Genomic DNA, 16,234 nt, shown 5'->3' on the forward strand with positions numbered 1-16,234 from the left:
TTTCCCTCCCCGCCCGCGTCCCTATCTGTCTGACACATGCCCGCGGCGTCGCGACGCCTGGCACGCACGCTCGCCGCGTTGGCGGAGTGCCCACGTGGCGGAGCCACGTGGGCACTCCGGCGCCTTGCGATCGCACGCACCGGACGCCGCTCCTTCTCCCGCGCTCATGTGTCGGACACCTAGCCGCTCGCCCCGTCGCGGGCGACGCCGGGAAGCCAGGCCCTCGCGCCGCCCCGGGACCGGTAACAGGTGTGGGCCGGGTCCAGGAACCCCGGGAAGACCTCCGTCGTCGGGGCGGCCACCGCGGGCGCCGGCGACACGTCACCGGAAGAGGCGCAGAATGACGCGGAAGCGCAGATGAACTCACAGGTCTACACCACTTGTCCGACGACCCTTGTCATCGGCCCCCCGGGTCTGATGAGGTGTGGTCCGGGACACAACGGACACCCTTCGAAAGGGAGATGTCGTGAGCAACGAGAGCCTGGCCAACCTGCTCAAGGAAGAGCGCAGGTTCGCGCCGCCCGCCGAACTGGCCGCGAACGCCAACGTGACGGCGGAGGCGTACGAACAGGCCAAGGCTGACAGGCTCGGCTTCTGGGCCGAGCAGGCACGCCGGCTGACCTGGGCCACCGAGCCCACCGAGACGCTGGACTGGTCGAACCCGCCGTTCGCCAAGTGGTTCAAGGACGGCAGGCTGAACGTCGCCTACAACTGCGTGGACCGGCACGTGGAGGCCGGCCACGGCGACCGGGTCGCCATCCACTTCGAGGGCGAGCCCGGCGACAGCCGCGCGATCACCTACGCCGAGCTGAAGGACGAGGTGTCCAAGGCGGCGAACGCCCTTCTGGGGCTGGGGGTCCGCAAGGGCGACCGGGTCGCGATCTACATGCCGATGATCCCGGAGACCGCGATCGCGATGCTGGCCTCGGCCCGTATCGGCGCCGCGCACTCGGTCGTCTTCGGCGGCTTCTCGGCGGACGCCCTGGCGACCCGTATCCAGGACGCCGACGCGCGTGTCGTCATCACCGCCGACGGCGGATACCGGCGCGGCAAGCCGTCCGCGCTCAAGCCGGCCGTGGACGAGGCCGTCGCCAAGGCCGGCAACGTCGAGCACGTGCTCGTGGTCCGCCGCACCGGCCAGGAGGTCGCCTGGAACGGCGACCGGGACGTGTGGTGGCACGAGATCGTCGACCGGCAGCCGGCCGAGCACACGCCGGAGGCGTTCGAGGCGGAGCACCCGCTGTTCATCCTCTACACCTCGGGTACGACGGGGAAGCCCAAGGGCATCCTGCACACCACCGGCGGCTATCTGACGCAGACGGCGTACACGCACTGGGCGGTGTTCGACCTCAAGCCGGAGACCGACGTGTACTGGTGCACGGCCGACGTCGGCTGGGTCACCGGACACTCGTACATCGTGTACGGGCCGCTGGCCAACGGCGCGACCCAGGTGATGTACGAGGGCACGCCGGACACCCCGCACCAGGGCCGGTTCTGGGAGATCGTGCAGAAGTACGGGGTGACGATCCTGTACACGGCGCCGACCGCGATCCGTACGTTCATGAAGTGGGGCGACGACATCCCCGCGAAGTTCGACCTCTCCTCTCTGCGCGTCCTCGGCTCCGTCGGCGAGCCGATCAACCCCGAGGCGTGGATCTGGTACCGCAAGCACATCGGTCACGACCGCACCCCCGTCGTCGACACCTGGTGGCAGACCGAGACCGGCGCGATGATGATCACACCGCTGCCGGGCGTGACCGAGGCCAAGCCCGGTTCCGCGCAGCGGCCGCTGCCCGGCATCTGCGCGACGGTCGTCGACGACGAGGCGAACGAGGTGCCCGACGGCGGCGGTGGCTACCTGGTGCTGACCGAGCCGTGGCCGTCGATGCTGCGCACCATCTGGGGCGACGACCAGCGGTTCATCGACACGTACTGGTCCCGGTTCGAGGGCAGGTACTTCGCCGGTGACGGGGCGAAGAAGGACGACGACGGGGACATCTGGCTGCTGGGCCGGGTGGACGACGTGATGCTCGTCTCCGGGCACAACATCTCCACCACCGAGGTGGAGTCCGCCCTCGTCTCCCACCCGTCCGTCGCCGAGGCGGCCGTCGTGGGGGCCGCCGACGAGACCACCGGCCAGGCGATCGTCGCCTTCGTCATCCTGCGCGGCACGGCCCTGGAGGACGACAAGCTCGTCGGCGAGCTGCGCGACCACGTCGGCAGCACGCTCGGCCCGATCGCCAAGCCGAAGCGGATCCTGCCGGTGGCGGAGCTGCCGAAGACCCGCTCCGGCAAGATCATGCGGCGCCTGCTGCGCGACGTCGCGGAGAACCGCCAGCTCGGCGACGTCACCACGCTGACCGACTCCACGGTCATGGACCTCATCCAGGCCAAGCTCCCCGCCGCACCCGGCGAGGACTGATCAGGACTGATCAAGGCTGTTCAGGGGCACCCGGCGGTACGGTCCGGGTGCCCCTTTCCCGTGCCTTAGGTAAACTAAGCAAAAAGACCCACGTCAGGTGCGCCGGGAAGTCTGGTCGGCATGTGCCCCGTCCTGCCCACCGACCGGAGGTCTCCCCGTGACCGCGCCCCGCACCAGCGCTCCCCGCAAGTTCCTCGGGCGGCTGTCCCTGCCCGAGCGGTCCTACGTCGCGGACGCCCTGCGCACCGAGACCGTCGGCGGCGTGCTGCTGCTGATCGCCGCCGTCGCGGCCCTGGTCTGGGCGAACGTCCCCGCCCTGCACCACAGCTACGAGAGCGTCAGCGACTACCACCTCGGCCCCGCCGCGCTCGGCCTGAACCTCTCCGTGGCGCACTGGGCGGCCGACGGACTGCTCGCGGTCTTCTTCTTCGTCGCCGGGGTCGAGCTCAAGCGCGAGCTCGTCGCCGGTGACCTCCGGGACCCCAGGGCCGCCGTGCTGCCCGTGGTCGCCGCGCTGTGCGGCATGGCGGTGCCCGCGCTCGTCTACACCCTCACCAACCTCGCCGGCGACGGCTCGCTCGCGGGCTGGGCGGTGCCCACGGCCACCGACATCGCCTTCGCGCTCGCCGTGCTCGCGGTCATCGGCACGGCACTGCCCGGCGCCCTGCGGGCCTTCCTGCTCACCCTGGCCGTGGTCGACGACCTGTTCGCGATCCTGATCATCGCGGTCTTCTTCACCGACCGCATCGACTTCGCCGCGCTCGCCGGCGCGGTCGCCGGGCTCGTCGTGTTCTGGCTGCTGCTGCGGGTGGGCGTGCGCGGCTGGTACGTGTACGTGCCGCTGGCGCTGGTCGTCTGGGCGCTGATGTACAACAGCGGCGTGCACGCCACCATCGCGGGCGTCGCCATGGGCCTGATGCTGCGCTGCACCACCCGCGAGGACGAGGAGCACTCACCCGCCGAGCACATCGAACATCTCGTGCGCCCCCTGTCCGCGGGGCTGGCCGTGCCGCTGTTCGCACTGTTCAGCGCCGGGGTGTCGGTCTCCGGCGGGGCACTGGCGGACGTGTTCACCAGGCCGCAGACGCTCGGCGTGGTGCTCGGGCTGGTCGTCGGCAAGACGATCGGCGTCTTCGGCGGCACCTGGCTGACCGCCCGCTTCACCCGGGCCTCGCTCAGCGACGACCTCGCATGGGCCGACGTCTTCGCCGTGGCGGCACTCGCCGGCATCGGCTTCACGGTCTCGCTGCTCATCGGCGAACTCGCCTTCGCCGGCGACCCGGTCCTGACGGACGAGGTCAAGGCCGCCGTACTGGCCGGGTCGCTGATCGCGGCGGTCTGCGCGGCGGCCCTGCTCAAGGTGCGCAACGCCAAGTACCGCGCGCTGTGCGAGGAGGAGGAGCGGGACGAGGACCTCGACGGCGTCCCGGACGTCTACGAGCAGGACGACCCGGCCTACCACCTGCGCATGGCGGACCTGCTGGAGCGCAAGGCCGCCGAGCACCGGCGCCTCGCCGCGGACCTCGCGGCCACGGCCGCCGGCCGCCACACGAGTGCCGAAGTACCGGGCAGGGCAGGCGAGGAAGGCGACCGTCCGGCATGATCTGACGAGACGGTACAAAACGAGACGGCACAAAAGACGATAGAGGGAGACCGCGATGAGCGCACCCGACGGCAGCCCGGTCGGCGCCGAACGCAGCATCGGCCAGCTGTTCGCCTCGGCGACGACCGAATTGTCGGCGCTGGTGCACGACGAGATCGCACTGGCCAAGGCCCAGTTGAAGCAGGACGTCAAGCGCGGCGCGGCCAGCGGGGGCGCCTTCACGGTGGCCGGGGCGGTGCTGCTGTTCTCCCTGCCGATGCTCAACTTCGCCCTCGCGTACGGCATCCGGACCTGGAGCGGCTGGAACCTGGCGGTCTGTTTCCTGCTGTCCTTCGCCGCCAACGTCCTCGTCGCCGGCGTTCTCGCGCTGATCGGCACGGTCTTCGCGAAGAAGGCGCAGAGGAGCAAGGCTCCGCAGAAGGTGGCCGCGTCCATGAAGGAGACGGCGGGCGTCCTGCAGAAGGCCAAGCCGCACCCCCGCCCGGCGCCGGCCCTGGAGGACCGGTCCCCCGCGGCCATCGAGGCTGTGGCACGCTCGTCGTCATGACGGACCCCGCCGCTTCGGCACACTCTTTCTCGGTCGTACGGCTGGACGTTCCCGGTGGCCGGGAGGTGACGCACCGGGATGTCGCCGCCAACGGCGCCCGCTTCCACATCGCGGAGCTGGGCGACGGCCCGCTGGTGCTGCTGCTGCACGGCTTCCCGCAGTTCTGGTGGACGTGGCGGCACCAGCTCGTCGCGCTCGCCGACGCGGGTTTCCGGGCCGTCGCGATGGACCTGCGGGGCGTGGGCGGCAGCGACCGCACTCCACGCGGGTACGACCCGGCCAACCTTGCCCTCGACATCACCGGCGTGGTGCGCTCGCTCGGCGAGCCGGACGCCGCGCTGGTCGGCCACGACCTGGGCGGCTACCTGGCGTGGACGGCCGCCGCGATGCGGCCCAAGCTGGTCCGGCGGCTCGCTGTGGTGTCCATGCCGCATCCGCGGCGCTGGCGCGCGGCGATGCTGCGGGACGCCCGGCAGTCGGTGGCCGGCTCCTACATCTGGGGGTTCCAGCGGCCGTGGATCCCGGAGCGGCAGCTGACCGCCGACGACGGGGCCCTGGTGGGCCGGCTGATCCGGGACTGGTCCGGGGCGCGGCTGCCGGACGACGAGGCGGTGGAGACGTACCGCCGTGCCATGTGCATCCCGTCGACCGCGCACTGCTCGGTCGAGCCGTACCGCTGGATGGTCCGGTCGCTGGCCCGCCCGGACGGCATCCAGTTCAACCGCCGCATGAAACGGCCGGTGCGCGTGCCCACGTTGCATCTGCACGGCTCCCTCGACCCCGTCATGCGCACACGGAGCGCGGCCGGTTCGGGCGAGTACGTCGAAGCCCCCTACCGCTGGCGGCTGTTCGACGGCCTGGGGCACTTCCCGCATGAAGAGGATCCGGTGGTCTTCTCCTCCGAACTCATCAACTGGCTCAAGGACCCCGAACCCGACCGCTGACCCACCCACGCCCCACTCCGGCAAGCGGACCCGGCCCGGACGGCCGAAAGGCCTCTGGGCCGGACCGGTGACCGCGCCAATGCGCCCGGTATCCGGACCTGAACACCTTTTCCACGAACGGCCACATGCCCAGCGCATAGGCCAATTGAGGGGCCCCGAGGCGGTTATCGACCTTGGGGCGGGGGCACACGTCCGGGTATGGGCTGGACGCACGACTACAGTGACGCACCCCGTAACCGACGCTCGGCCACCGGCCTGAGCTCGCACCGGGGAGGCGCTCCGCAGATGCAGGGCACGGACCTCCGGGTGGGAATCCCGCGTATCCTGCGCCGCCGGGCCCGCTGGGTCTCGGTACGCCTGCGTCACCCCCGCGGCTGAGTTCCGCCGCGGCCGACCCCGTCGGCGCCTGGCGGCCTAGAGAGCGCAGCTGTCGGTGCCCACCTGCTGGTTCGCGGTACGCCCCCGCTCGATGTCTGGCTGGATCTCGTCCGCGGTGAGCGCGTAACCGGTGTCGGGGTCGTCGAGCGACTTCGCGAAGACCACGCCGTACACCTTGCCGTCGGGTGTGAGCAGCGGGCCGCCGGAGTTGCCCTGGCGGACGGTCGCGTAGAGCGAGTAGACGTCACGGCGGACGGTTCCGCGGTGGTAGATGTCCGGGCCGTTGGCCGTGATGCGGCCGCGTACGCGTGCCGCGCGGACGTCGTACGACCCGTTCTGCGGGAAGCCCGCCACGATCGCGCCGTCGTCGCTCACCGCGTCCTGCGCGGAGAAGCTGAGGGGGCGCGCCTTCAGGTCCGGTACGTCCAGCACGGCGATGTCGCGGTGCCAGTCGTAGAGGACGACCTTCGCGTCGTACTTGCGGCCCTCCCCGCCTATCTGCACGGTCGGCTCGTCGACGCCGCCGACCACGTGGGCGTTGGTCATCACGCGACGGTCGGCGAAGACGAAGCCGCTGCCCTCCAGGACCTTGCCGCAGCTCTGGGCGGTGCCCATCACCTTGACGACGGACCGCTGGGCACGCGCGGCGACCGGGCTGCCCGCCAGGGCCGGGTCGGGGGGCTGTACGTCCGTGATCGGCTCGTTGGCGAAGGGGCTGAAGACCTGCGGGAAGCCGTTCTGCGCGAGGACGGAGGAGAAGTCCGCGAACCAGGTGTCGGCCTGGGCGGGCAGGGCCCGGGAGACGCCGAGAAGCACCTTGGAGTTGCGGACCTCCTTGCCCAGCGTCGGCAGCGTGGTGCCCGCGAGGGCCGAACCGATCAGCCAGGCCACGAGGAGCATCGCGACCACGTTGACCAGGGCGCCGCCGGTGGCGTCCAGGGCGCGGGCCGGGGACCAGGTGATGTACCGGCGCAGCTTGTTGCCGAGGTGGGTGGTGAGGGCCTGGCCGATGGAGGCGCAGACGATCACGATCACCACGGCGACCACCGCGGCGGTCGTGGTGACCTGCGCTTTGTCGGTCATGGCGTCCCAGATGACCGGCAGCGTGTAGACGGCGACGAGGCCGCCGCCGAGAAAGCCGATCACCGACAGGATGCCGACGACGAAGCCCTGGCGGTAGCCGACGATCGCGAACCACACGGCGGCGACCAGCAACAGGATGTCCAGCACGTTCACCGTTTCAGGCCTCGACTCTTCGAACTCCGGTCCCGCCGGCACGGCCGGGGGTCCGGGGGTCGCCCCCCGGGTAGACACAGCACGGGGTTCACCCTGTCATGACCGCCAGTCGAGCGGGACGTGCTTCTCCCGGTCCCACGGGTGCTCCCAGCCCGCGTAGTGCAGCAGACGGTCGATGACCCCGGCCGTGAATCCCCAGACCAGTGCCGATTCGACCAGGAATGCCGGACCTCGGTGACCGCTGGGGTGGACGGCGGTGGCGCGGTTGGCGGGGTCCGTGAGATCCGCCACGGGGACGGTGAAGACCCGGGCGGTCTCGTTCGGGTCGACGACGCCCACGGGGCTGGGCTCCCGCCACCAGCCGAGCACCGGGGTGACGACGAAGCCGCTGACCGGGATGTACAGCTTGGGCAGCACACCGAAGAGCTGCACCCCCGACGGGTCGAGACCGGTCTCCTCCTCCGCCTCGCGCAGAGCGGCCCGCAGCGGCCCGTCACCCTCCGGGGCGCCGTCCTCGGGGTCGAGGGCGCCGCCGGGGAAAGAGGGCTGCCCGGCGTGGGAGCGCAACGAGCTCGCACGTTCCATCAGCAGCAGCTCGGGACCGCGCTCGCCGTCGCCGAACAGGATCAGCACCGCGGACTGGCGGCCCGCGCCGTTCTCGGGCGGCAGGAAACGGCTGAGCTGGAGCGGCCGGACCGTCTCCACGACCCGCACTACCGCGTCCAGCCAGGCCGGCAGACCCGCCTTGCTGAGCGTCACCGCGCCGCCCTGGGTTCTGCTCGTGTGCGTCATCGCCACCCCCGTTCTGCCGTCTTCAACACCCCGGCGCTTCGCGATCGCTCCGTCATCCGGCCCCCAGCGGCGGCGCCGGGCGGCCGCCCGCGTCGAGGTAGGCCTGCGGGGGCTTCAGGCGCTGGCCGGGGAAGCCGCCCTTCTCGTACTTCAGCAGCTTCCTGGCCTTCTCCGGGTCGGTCTCGCCCTCGCCGTACGCCGGGCAGAGCGGGGCGATGGGGCAGGCTCCGCAGGCGGGCTTGCGGGCGTGGCAGATGCGGCGGCCGTGCCAGATCACGTGGTGCGAGAGGTCCGTCCAGTCGCTCTTGGGGAAGAGCGCGCCGACCGCGGCCTCGATCTTGTCGGGGTCGCTCGCCTCGGTCCACTTCCAGCGCCGCACCAGCCGCTGGAAGTGGGTGTCCACGGTGATGCCGGGCCGCCCGAAGGCGTTGCCGAGGACGACGAAGGCGGTCTTGCGGCCGACGCCGGGCAGCTTGACCAGGTCCTCCAGCCTGCCGGGGACCTCGCCGCCGAACTGCTCGGCCAGTGCCTTCGACAGCCCTATGACCGACTTGGTCTTGGCCCGGAAGAAACCGCACGGGCGGAGGATCTCCTCGACCTCCTCCGGGTTCGCGCCGGCCAGGTCCTCGGGGGTGGGGTACTTGGCGAAGAGCGCGGGCGTCGTCTGGTTGACCCGCAGGTCCGTGGTCTGGGCGGACAGGACCGTGGCGACCAGGAGCTGGAAGGGGTTCTCGAAGTCGAGCTCCGGGTGGGCGTACGGGTAGACCTCGGCGAGCTCCCGGTTGATGCGCCGGGCCCTGCGGACGAGAGCGGTGCGCGACTCGTTCGCGGGTACCCTTTTAACTGGTTTGACGCTTTTATTACCGCCGCCCGAATCCTGTTCGCCCACAGCGGAACCACTTCGTACAACCACCCGCCCAGCTCCCTTGGCCTGCGCTCTCACCGGCGATTTGGACACCCGGCCAGCCTAAAGCCCGGTACCGACATCTGCCCCGGACCCGGAAGATCAGCCCCCGATTGGACCCCAGGCACTCACGCCGGGACACCTGTGCGGCATCCTTGTGACAGATCACACTGTTTGGATCGTCCGCCAAAATGGGGAACACGGTCCCCTGGTACACGGGGGAGCAAGATCCCCTGAGCAGGTCGACAAGGGAGATAACTCGTGGACGACGTTCTGCGGCGCAACCCGCTCTTCGCGGCGCTCGACGACGAGCAGGCCGCGGAGCTCCGCGCCTCCATGAGTGAGGTGACCCTCGCGCGTGGTGACTCGCTGTTCCACGAGGGCGACCCCGGTGACCGGCTCTACGTCGTCACCGAGGGCAAGGTCAAGCTCCACCGGACCTCCCCCGACGGGCGCGAGAACATGCTGGCGGTCGTGGGCCCCGGCGAGCTCATCGGCGAGCTGTCGCTGTTCGACCCGGGCCCGCGCACGGCGACCGCGACCGCGCTGACCGAGGTCAAGCTGCTGGGCCTCGGCCACGGCGACCTCCAGCCGTGGCTGAACGTGCGTCCCGAGGTGGCCGGCGCCCTGCTGCGCGCCGTCGCCCGCCGCCTGCGCAAGACCAACGACGCCATGTCCGACCTGGTCTTCTCCGACGTCCCCGGACGCGTCGCCCGCGCCCTGCTGGACCTCTCCCGCCGCTTCGGTGTGCAGTCGGAGGAGGGCATCCACGTCGTCCACGACCTCACGCAGGAGGAGCTGGCCCAGCTCGTCGGCGCCTCACGCGAGACCGTGAACAAGGCGCTGGCGGACTTCGCCCAGCGCGGGTGGCTGCGCCTGGAGGCGCGTGCGGTGATCCTGCTCGACGTGGAGCGGCTGGCCAAGCGCTCGCGATAGCCGTCGGCCGCACCCCGGCCGCTTCCCGGCCGCTCGCTTCCGGTCCCCCGGAAAACGGGCTGCCCGGTCCGCGTCCGCCGGGCACAGTGAGCGCATGGCCGAAACGGTTTCCCCGAAGGGTCTCGACGCCCGGGGCCACATCGCGCGCGAGGGCTCCCTCGCGCGCGTACCGCCCGCGTTCCGCCCCGTCGTGGCAGCCGTCCGCGAGCGGCTCCCGGACGCCTTCGGTGCCCGCCTACACAGCGCGTACCTCTACGGGTCGGTCCCGCGCGGCACCGCGCGCGCGGGGCGCAGCGATCTCGACCTGCTGCTCGCCCTGCGCCAGGAGCCGGCCGACACCGACCGGCGGACGGCACGCGCCCTCGGTGCGGCGCTCGACGAGGAGTTCCCGCAGATCGACGGCGTCGGGACGCTGCTGTACGGCCGGGACCGGCTGCTCAGCGACCTGGAGCGGCACGACCTGGGCTGGTTCGTCGCCTGCCTGTGCACCCCGCTGCTCGGCGAGGACCTCGCCGCGTACCTGCCGCGCTACCGGCCGGACTCGCTGCTGGCCCGCGAGACCAACGGCGACCTCGCGCTCCTGCTGCCCCGCTGGCGGGAGCGCGTGGCGGGGGCCGAGGACCGCGAGGAGGCCCGGCGGCCGCTCGTGCGCTTCATGTCACGCCATCTGGTGCGCACGGGGTTCACCCTCGTGATGCCCCGCTGGCGGGGCTGGACCAGCGACCTGCGGGAGATGGCCGAGGTGTTCGGCGCGTACTACCCGGAACGCGCCCGCCAGATGCGTACGGCCGCCGAGTACGGCCACGAGCCCGTCGGCGATCCGGACGTGCTGCGCTCCTGCGTCGACGACCTGGGGCCCTGGCTGGCGGCGGAGTACGCACGCGTGCACGGGGTCAAGGCCCCCCGGCCCGACCAGGGCCTGTCGGGGAGCGTGCATGGCGTCGCGCGGCAGACGGGAATGGTCAGACAGGTCCTGGGGCCAGGCCCCCCGGCGTGACCGGTGCCCGGCACCCGTGGCCCGGCAGGCAGCGTTCGCCCGTCAAGGCGCGTCGCGACCGGGCGATCGTCGCCTGCCGGGGCCCTAGATCAGCCCGTGCTCGCTCAGGTAGTCCAGCTGGGCCCGCACCGACAGTTCCGCCGCCGGCCACAGGGAGCGGTCCACGTCGGCGTAGACGTGGGCGACGACCTGGCCGGGGGTGCGGTAGCCGTCCTCGACGGCCGTCTCCACCTGGGCGAGGCGGTGGGCCCGGTGGGCGAGGTAGTACTCCACGGCGCCCTGGGCGTCCTCCAGGACCGGTCCGTGGCCCGGGAGGACCGTGTGGACGCCGTCGTCGACCGTGAGGGACCTCAGGCGCCGCAGCGAGTCCAGGTAGTCGCCCAGGCGGCCGTCGGGGTGCGTCACGACGGTCGTGCCGCGTCCCAGGACGGTGTCGCCGGTGAGCACGGCACCGTCGGCCGGGAGGTGGAAGCACAGGGAGTCCGCGGTGTGCCCCGGGGTCGGTACGACCCTCAGCTCGAGGCCGCCGACCGTGATCACGTCGCCGGCGGCCAGCCCCTCGTCGCCGAGGCGCAGCGCCGGGTCCAGGGCACGCACGCGCGTGCCGGTGAGTTCGGCGAAGCGCCCCGCGCCCTCGGCGTGGTCGGGGTGGCCGTGGGTGAGCAGGGTGAGGGCGACGCGCTTGCCGGCCTGCTCGGCCGCGTCGACGACCGCGCGCAGGTGGCCGTCGTCCAGCGGGCCCGGGTCGACGACCACGGCCGCCTCGGAGCCGGGCTCGGAGACGATCCAGGTGTTCGTGCCGTCCAGGGTCATCGCGGAGGCGTTGGGTGCCAGCACGTTGACGGCACGCTCGGTGGCGGGCCCGGACAGCACGGCGCCGCGGGGCCGGCCGGGCAGGGCTGCTGCGTCCGTCATGCGGGGCCTCCGCCGGGCGTCGGGAGGGTCGGGATGTGCTTGGTGAACTCGTCGTGGCCCGGCCAGGACAGGACGATCTCGCCGTCCACCAGACGGGCCCGGGCCAGGACGGGGGTCAGGTCGCGCGCGGGCGCGGCGGCGAGGGCCTCGGCGGCGGTGGCGTACGGGGCCAGCTCGCGCAGGGTGGCGATGGTGGGCGGCATCATCAGCAGCTCGCCCCCGTCGTACCGGGCCGCCGCTTCCCGCGGCCGGATCCACACCGTGCGGTCGGCCTCGGTGGAGGCGTTGCGGGTGCGCTGGCCCTCGGGCAGGGCGGCCACGAAGAACCAGGTGTCGTAGCGGCGGCTCTCGAACTCGGGGGTGATCCAGCGGGCCCAGGCGCCCAGCAGGTCGGAGCGCAGGACCAGGCCACGGCGGTCCAGGAACTCGGCGAAGGACAGCTCCCGGGCGACCAGGGCGGCCCGGTCCGTCTCCCAGTCGGCGCCGGTGGTGTCGCCGACGACCGACTCGGGGGTGGGGCCGGCGAGCAGGACACCGGCCTCCTCGTACGTCTCCCGGACGGCCGCGCAGACGATCGCCTGGGCGCCGGCCCCGTCGACGCCGAGCCGGTCGGCCCACCACGCGCGCGTGGGACCCGCCCAGCGGATGTCACGGTCGTCGTCGCGCGGGTCGACCCCGCCGCCGGGATACGCGTACGCGCCTCCGGCGAAGGCCATGGAGGCGCGTCTGCGCAGCATGTGGACGGTAGGGCCGGGGTCCGCGCCCAAGGCGTCCTCGGTCCCCTTGGTGTCCTTGAGGAGCATCACCGTGGCCGCACGCCGCGGAAGCACCGGCGTGAGGGTGCCCTCCGCGTGCGCGCGGATGCGTTCGGGCCACTCCGGGGGATACCACTGCCCATTCGCCATGGCCGGAGGCTATCCCGTGGTGCGCGAATGTTCGAGAGGCGCCCGGGACCAGGGCACATCCCGGAGTGTTACGGGACGAGCTCCACCTGGACCTCGACCTCCACCGGCGCGTCCAGCGGCAGCACGGCGACGCCCACCGCGCTGCGCGCGTGCACGCCCTTGTCGCCGAGGACCGCGCCCAGCAGCTCGCTGGCACCGTTGACGACACCCGGCTGGCCGGTGAAGTCGGGGGCCGAGGCGACGAAGCCCACGACCTTCACCACGCGCGCGATGCGGTCCAGGTCGCCGGCGACGGACTTCACGGCGGCCAGCGCGTTCAGCGCGCAGGTGCGGGCCAGCTCCTTGGCCTCCTCCGCGGTGACCTCCTGGCCCACCTTGCCGGTGACCGGGAGCTTGCCCTCCACCATCGGCAGCTGGCCGGAGGTGTGGACGTAGGGGCCGGACTGCACGGCGGGCTGGTACGCGGCCAGCGGCGGCACGACCTCCGGCAGGGTCAGACCGAGCTCGGCCAGCTTGTCCTCGACGGCACCCATTACTGCTTCTCCCGCTTCAGGTAGGCCACCAGCTGTTCGGGGTTGTTCGGCCCGGGCACGACCTGGACGAGCTCCCAGCCGTCCTCGCCCCAGGTGTCCAGAATCTGCTTCGTGGCGTGGACGAGCAGTGGCACAGTCGCGTATTCCCATGTGGTCATGGGGCCGACTGTAGCCCCTGTTATCCACAGCCTCCCGCGTAGCCCGCGGGCGGACTGGTTAGGCTCGAAGACGTGAGCAGGCTCCAGGTCGTCAGCGGCAAGGGCGGGACCGGAAAGACGACGGTCGCCGCCGCACTCGCGCTGGCCCTGGCCACCGAGGGGAAGCGGACGCTTCTCGTCGAGGTCGAGGGCCGGCAGGGCATCGCACAGCTCTTCGAGACTGAGGCGCTGCCCTATGAAGAACGGAAGATCGCGGTGGCTCCGGGGGGCGGGGAGGTGTTCGCCCTCGCCATAGACCCCGAACTGGCCCTTCTGGACTACCTCCAGATGTTCTACAAGCTCGGCGGCGCGGGCAGGGCCCTGAAGAAGATCGGCGCCATCGACTTCGCCACCACCATCGCGCCGGGCGTGCGGGACGTCCTGCTCACCGGCAAGGCGTGCGAGGCGGTGCGGCGCAAGGACAGAAGCGGACGCTTCGTCTACGACTACGTGGTCATGGACGCGCCGCCGACCGGACGCATCACCCGGTTCCTCAACGTGAACGACGAGGTCGCCGGGCTCGCCAAGATCGGCCCGATACACAATCAGGCGCAGGCCGTGATGCGCGTGCTCAAGTCCCCCGAGACGGCCGTCCACCTGGTGACGCTGCTGGAGGAGATGCCCGTGCAGGAGACCGCGGACGGGATCGCCGAACTGCGCGCGGCCCGGCTGCCGGTGGGCCGGGTCGTGGTGAACATGGTCCGGCCCGAGGTGCTGGACGCGGCCGACCTGGAACTCGTACGGACGGTGGACCGCGCCGCCGTCGCCCGGTCGCTGTCCGCCGCCGGGCTGGGCGGGGCGCGCCGGGGCGGGAGCGCCGAGCGGCTGGTGGCGCCGCTGCTGGAGCAGGCCGGGGAGTACGCCGAGCGGTACGCGCTGGAGCAGGAGCAGCGCGGCGTCCTGGGCGAGCTGGGCCTGCCGCTGCACGAGCTGCCGCTGCTCGCCGAGGGCATGGACCTGGCGGGCCTGTACGAACTCGCCCACGAGCTGCGGAATCAGGGGATGTCATGACTCCGGACCCGACCCAGACGCAGGACACCGCACGCCACCGCCTCTCTCCCGCGCGCGTGCTCGACATCGATCAGCTGCTCGACGATCCCGGGACCCGGATCGTGGTGTGCTGCGGCTCGGGCGGGGTGGGCAAGACCACGACCGCGGCGGCGCTCGGGCTCAGGGCCGCCGAGCGGGGCCGCAAGGTGGTCGTCCTCACCATCGACCCGGCGCGCAGGCTGGCCCAGTCCATGGGCATCGACTCGCTGGACAACGTGCCGCGCCGGGTGAAGGGCACCGACGGCGACGGCGAACTGCACGCCATGATGCTCGACATGAAGCGCACCTTCGACGAGGTCGTCGAGGGGCACGCCGATTCCCAGCGGGCGGCCGCGATCCTGGCCAACCCCTTCTACCAGTCACTCTCGGCGGGCTTCGCGGGCACGCAGGAGTACATGGCGATGGAGAAGCTCGGGCAGCTGCGGGCGAAGGACGAGTGGGACCTCATCGTCGTCGACACGCCGCCGTCGCGCTCGGCGCTGGACTTCCTGGACGCGCCGAAACGACTCGGCTCCTTCCTGGACGGCCGGCTGATCCGGCTGCTGACGGCCCCCGCGAAGCTGGGCGGGCGCGCGGGGATGGCCTTCCTCAACGTCGGCATGTCGATGATGACCGGCACGCTGGGCAAGCTGCTGGGCGGTCAGCTGCTGAAGGACGTCCAGACGTTCGTGGCCGCGATGGACACCACCTTCGGTGGCTTCCGTACGCGCGCGGACGCCACGTACAAGCTGCTGCAGGCGCCCGGCACGGCGTTCCTGGTGGTGGCGGCCCCGGAGCGGGACGCGCTGCGCGAGGCCGCGTACTTCGTCGAGCGGCTGGCCGCGGAGGACATGCCGCTGGTCGGGCTGGTGCTCAACCGGGTCCACGGCAGCGGCGCCGACCGGTTGTCGGCCGAGCGTGCGCTCGCCGCCGCGGAAAATCTTGACGAGCCCCGCATTGTGGATCAGGGGGACGGGAAAGCTGGACTTCGTAACTCTCCCGAAACGTATGGCAGTTCAGAATCGTCCGCGTCAGAGCCGACCGCGCCCGAATCTCCCACGGCGGAAGCCTCCGTCGACCGGCTCGCCGCGGGCCTGCTGAAGCTGCACGCCGAGCGCATGCACCTGCTTTTCCGTGAGCAGCGCACGCGTGACCGCTTCACGGCGCTCCACCCCGAGGTGGCGGTGGTGGAAGTGGCGGCGCTGCCCGGCGACGTACACGACCTCGCGGGACTGCGGGACATCGGTGACCGGCTCGCGGCCGACCGGCCCGAGCTTTCCTGAGGCCCCGCGGCCGCACCTGGACGTCGGCGACCTCTGCGCCCCCTGCTGCCCTGCGGTCAGCTCACGGCCGCGTAGTTCTCGTACACCTCGTCGTTGTCGAGGGGCACGATTCCGACGCTCCGCTCGTACTCCGAGCGCGCTGTCTCCAGGAGCCTGCGCCAGGAGGTCACGGTGGGCCGCCTGCGCAGCAGTGCGCGGCGCTCGCGCTCCGTCATGCCTCCCCACACGCCGAACTCGACGCGGTTGTCCAGCGCGTCGGCCAGGCATTCGGTGCGTACCGGGCATCCGGTGCACACCGCCTTGGCCCTGTTCTGCGCTGCTCCCTGAACGAACAGTTCATCCGGATCGGTAGTGCGGCAGGCAGCCTGCGCACTCCAGTCGGTTACCCAGCCCATACCGGCGCCGTCCTCTCCCGAATCGAGGCTCCCCCACGGCGGCAGCGGCATATTCACCGCCGCCAGTTGAGGACGTTACGGAAGGTGGGCACAGCGCAACACCCCCTTCGGGCCCAATCTTGAATGGCCCGAACGGACTATGGGTAAGCGGCAGATCACCCGCGGGAGTGAGCTGGCGACATGCGTGATCATCCCGGCAAACCGGTACAGCCGCGGTG

Annotated in this window: 17 protein-coding genes; 9 read left to right on the forward strand and 8 right to left on the reverse strand. The window is 71.8% G+C overall.

The window, feature by feature from the left end; all coding sequences use genetic code 11:
• The first annotated feature begins 466 nt into the window (after positions 1–466).
• The 5 genes from acs to ABZX30_RS30110 all read left to right on the forward strand — a co-directional run bounded on the left by acs (position 467) and on the right by ABZX30_RS30110 (position 5,894).
• Entirely contained in the window at positions 467–2,422 is a 1,956-nt protein-coding gene (gene acs / locus ABZX30_RS30090; RefSeq protein WP_355938951.1) for an acetate--CoA ligase, read from the forward strand.
• 157 nt (positions 2,423–2,579) lie between these two features.
• Complete coding sequence (nhaA, locus tag ABZX30_RS30095) at positions 2,580–4,025, forward strand: Na+/H+ antiporter NhaA (protein WP_355938953.1); 1,446 nt, start codon at positions 2,580–2,582, stop codon at positions 4,023–4,025.
• Between the two features lie 55 nt (positions 4,026–4,080).
• The gene (locus ABZX30_RS30100; RefSeq protein WP_355938956.1) at positions 4,081–4,572 is read left to right on the forward strand and encodes a phage holin family protein; all 492 of its coding nucleotides are present in this window, start codon (positions 4,081–4,083) and stop codon (positions 4,570–4,572) included.
• The gene (locus ABZX30_RS30105; protein ID WP_355938959.1) at positions 4,569–5,516 is read left to right on the forward strand and encodes an alpha/beta hydrolase; all 948 of its coding nucleotides are present in this window, start codon (positions 4,569–4,571) and stop codon (positions 5,514–5,516) included. The genes ABZX30_RS30100 and ABZX30_RS30105 overlap by 4 nt, the downstream gene beginning before the upstream one ends.
• 198 nt (positions 5,517–5,714) lie before the next feature.
• Positions 5,715–5,894 carry a hypothetical protein gene (locus ABZX30_RS30110; RefSeq protein WP_355938962.1) on the forward strand — a complete coding sequence of 60 codons (180 nt, stop codon included), beginning with the start codon at positions 5,715–5,717 and terminating at the stop codon, positions 5,892–5,894.
• Positions 5,895–5,930: 36 nt separating this feature from the next.
• On the opposite strand, the gene ABZX30_RS30115 is transcribed toward ABZX30_RS30110, so the two are convergent.
• The 3 genes from ABZX30_RS30115 to nth form a co-directional block, all read right to left on the reverse strand.
• Positions 5,931–7,130, reverse strand: coding sequence for a MarP family serine protease (locus tag ABZX30_RS30115; RefSeq protein WP_355938966.1), 1,200 nt, complete (start codon positions 7,128–7,130; stop codon positions 5,931–5,933).
• A 96-nt stretch (positions 7,131–7,226) separates the two neighbouring features.
• The gene (locus tag ABZX30_RS30120; protein ID WP_355938969.1) at positions 7,227–7,922 is read right to left on the reverse strand and encodes a CoA pyrophosphatase; all 696 of its coding nucleotides are present in this window, start codon (positions 7,920–7,922) and stop codon (positions 7,227–7,229) included.
• Positions 7,923–7,974: 52 nt separating this feature from the next.
• Positions 7,975–8,811, reverse strand: coding sequence for an endonuclease III (gene nth / locus ABZX30_RS30125; protein ID WP_355938971.1), 837 nt, complete (start codon positions 8,809–8,811; stop codon positions 7,975–7,977).
• 276 nt (positions 8,812–9,087) lie between these two features.
• Here nth and ABZX30_RS30130 point away from each other — a divergent pair, with 276 nt between their 5' ends.
• Positions 9,088–9,762 (forward strand): Crp/Fnr family transcriptional regulator, encoded by a 675-nt coding sequence (locus tag ABZX30_RS30130; protein WP_030734182.1) that lies wholly within the window; start codon positions 9,088–9,090, stop codon positions 9,760–9,762.
• A 94-nt stretch (positions 9,763–9,856) separates the two neighbouring features.
• Positions 9,857–10,759, forward strand: coding sequence for a nucleotidyltransferase domain-containing protein (locus ABZX30_RS30135; protein WP_355938974.1), 903 nt, complete (start codon positions 9,857–9,859; stop codon positions 10,757–10,759).
• Between the two features lie 84 nt (positions 10,760–10,843).
• On the opposite strand, the gene ABZX30_RS30140 is transcribed toward ABZX30_RS30135, so the two are convergent.
• The 4 genes from ABZX30_RS30140 to ABZX30_RS30155 form a co-directional block, all read right to left on the reverse strand.
• A complete protein-coding gene (locus ABZX30_RS30140) occupies positions 10,844–11,674 on the reverse strand; it encodes an MBL fold metallo-hydrolase (RefSeq protein WP_355938977.1) in 831 nt (276 codons plus the stop codon).
• Positions 11,671–12,579: an NUDIX hydrolase gene (locus tag ABZX30_RS30145; protein ID WP_355938980.1), complete on the reverse strand. Its 909-nt coding sequence runs from the start codon at positions 12,577–12,579 to the stop codon at positions 11,671–11,673. The genes ABZX30_RS30140 and ABZX30_RS30145 overlap by 4 nt, the downstream gene beginning before the upstream one ends.
• Before the next feature lie 68 nt (positions 12,580–12,647).
• Complete coding sequence (locus ABZX30_RS30150) at positions 12,648–13,112, reverse strand: RidA family protein (protein ID WP_355938983.1); 465 nt, start codon at positions 13,110–13,112, stop codon at positions 12,648–12,650.
• Positions 13,112–13,270, reverse strand: a complete 159-nt coding sequence (locus tag ABZX30_RS30155) for a DUF4177 domain-containing protein (protein ID WP_355938986.1) — start codon at positions 13,268–13,270, stop codon at positions 13,112–13,114. Before ABZX30_RS30155 ends, ABZX30_RS30150 begins: the two co-directional genes overlap by 1 nt.
• 72 nt (positions 13,271–13,342) lie before the next feature.
• On the opposite strand from ABZX30_RS30155, the gene ABZX30_RS30160 reads away from it, so the two are divergent.
• Together ABZX30_RS30160 and ABZX30_RS30165 are read left to right on the forward strand one after the other, a co-directional pair.
• Complete coding sequence (locus ABZX30_RS30160) at positions 13,343–14,320, forward strand: ArsA-related P-loop ATPase (protein ID WP_355938989.1); 978 nt, start codon at positions 13,343–13,345, stop codon at positions 14,318–14,320.
• Positions 14,317–15,621 carry an ArsA family ATPase gene (locus ABZX30_RS30165; protein ID WP_355938992.1) on the forward strand — a complete coding sequence of 435 codons (1,305 nt, stop codon included), beginning with the start codon at positions 14,317–14,319 and terminating at the stop codon, positions 15,619–15,621. Before ABZX30_RS30160 ends, ABZX30_RS30165 begins: the two co-directional genes overlap by 4 nt.
• A 56-nt stretch (positions 15,622–15,677) precedes the next feature.
• On the opposite strand, the gene wblA is transcribed toward ABZX30_RS30165, so the two are convergent.
• Entirely contained in the window at positions 15,678–16,016 is a 339-nt protein-coding gene (wblA, locus tag ABZX30_RS30170) for a transcriptional regulator WblA (RefSeq protein WP_355938995.1), read from the reverse strand.
• Between the last annotated feature and the right edge of the window lie 218 nt (positions 16,017–16,234).

It is taken from the genome of Streptomyces sp. NPDC004542 (genome assembly GCF_040610035.1).
GTDB lineage: Bacteria > Actinomycetota > Actinomycetes > Streptomycetales > Streptomycetaceae > Streptomyces.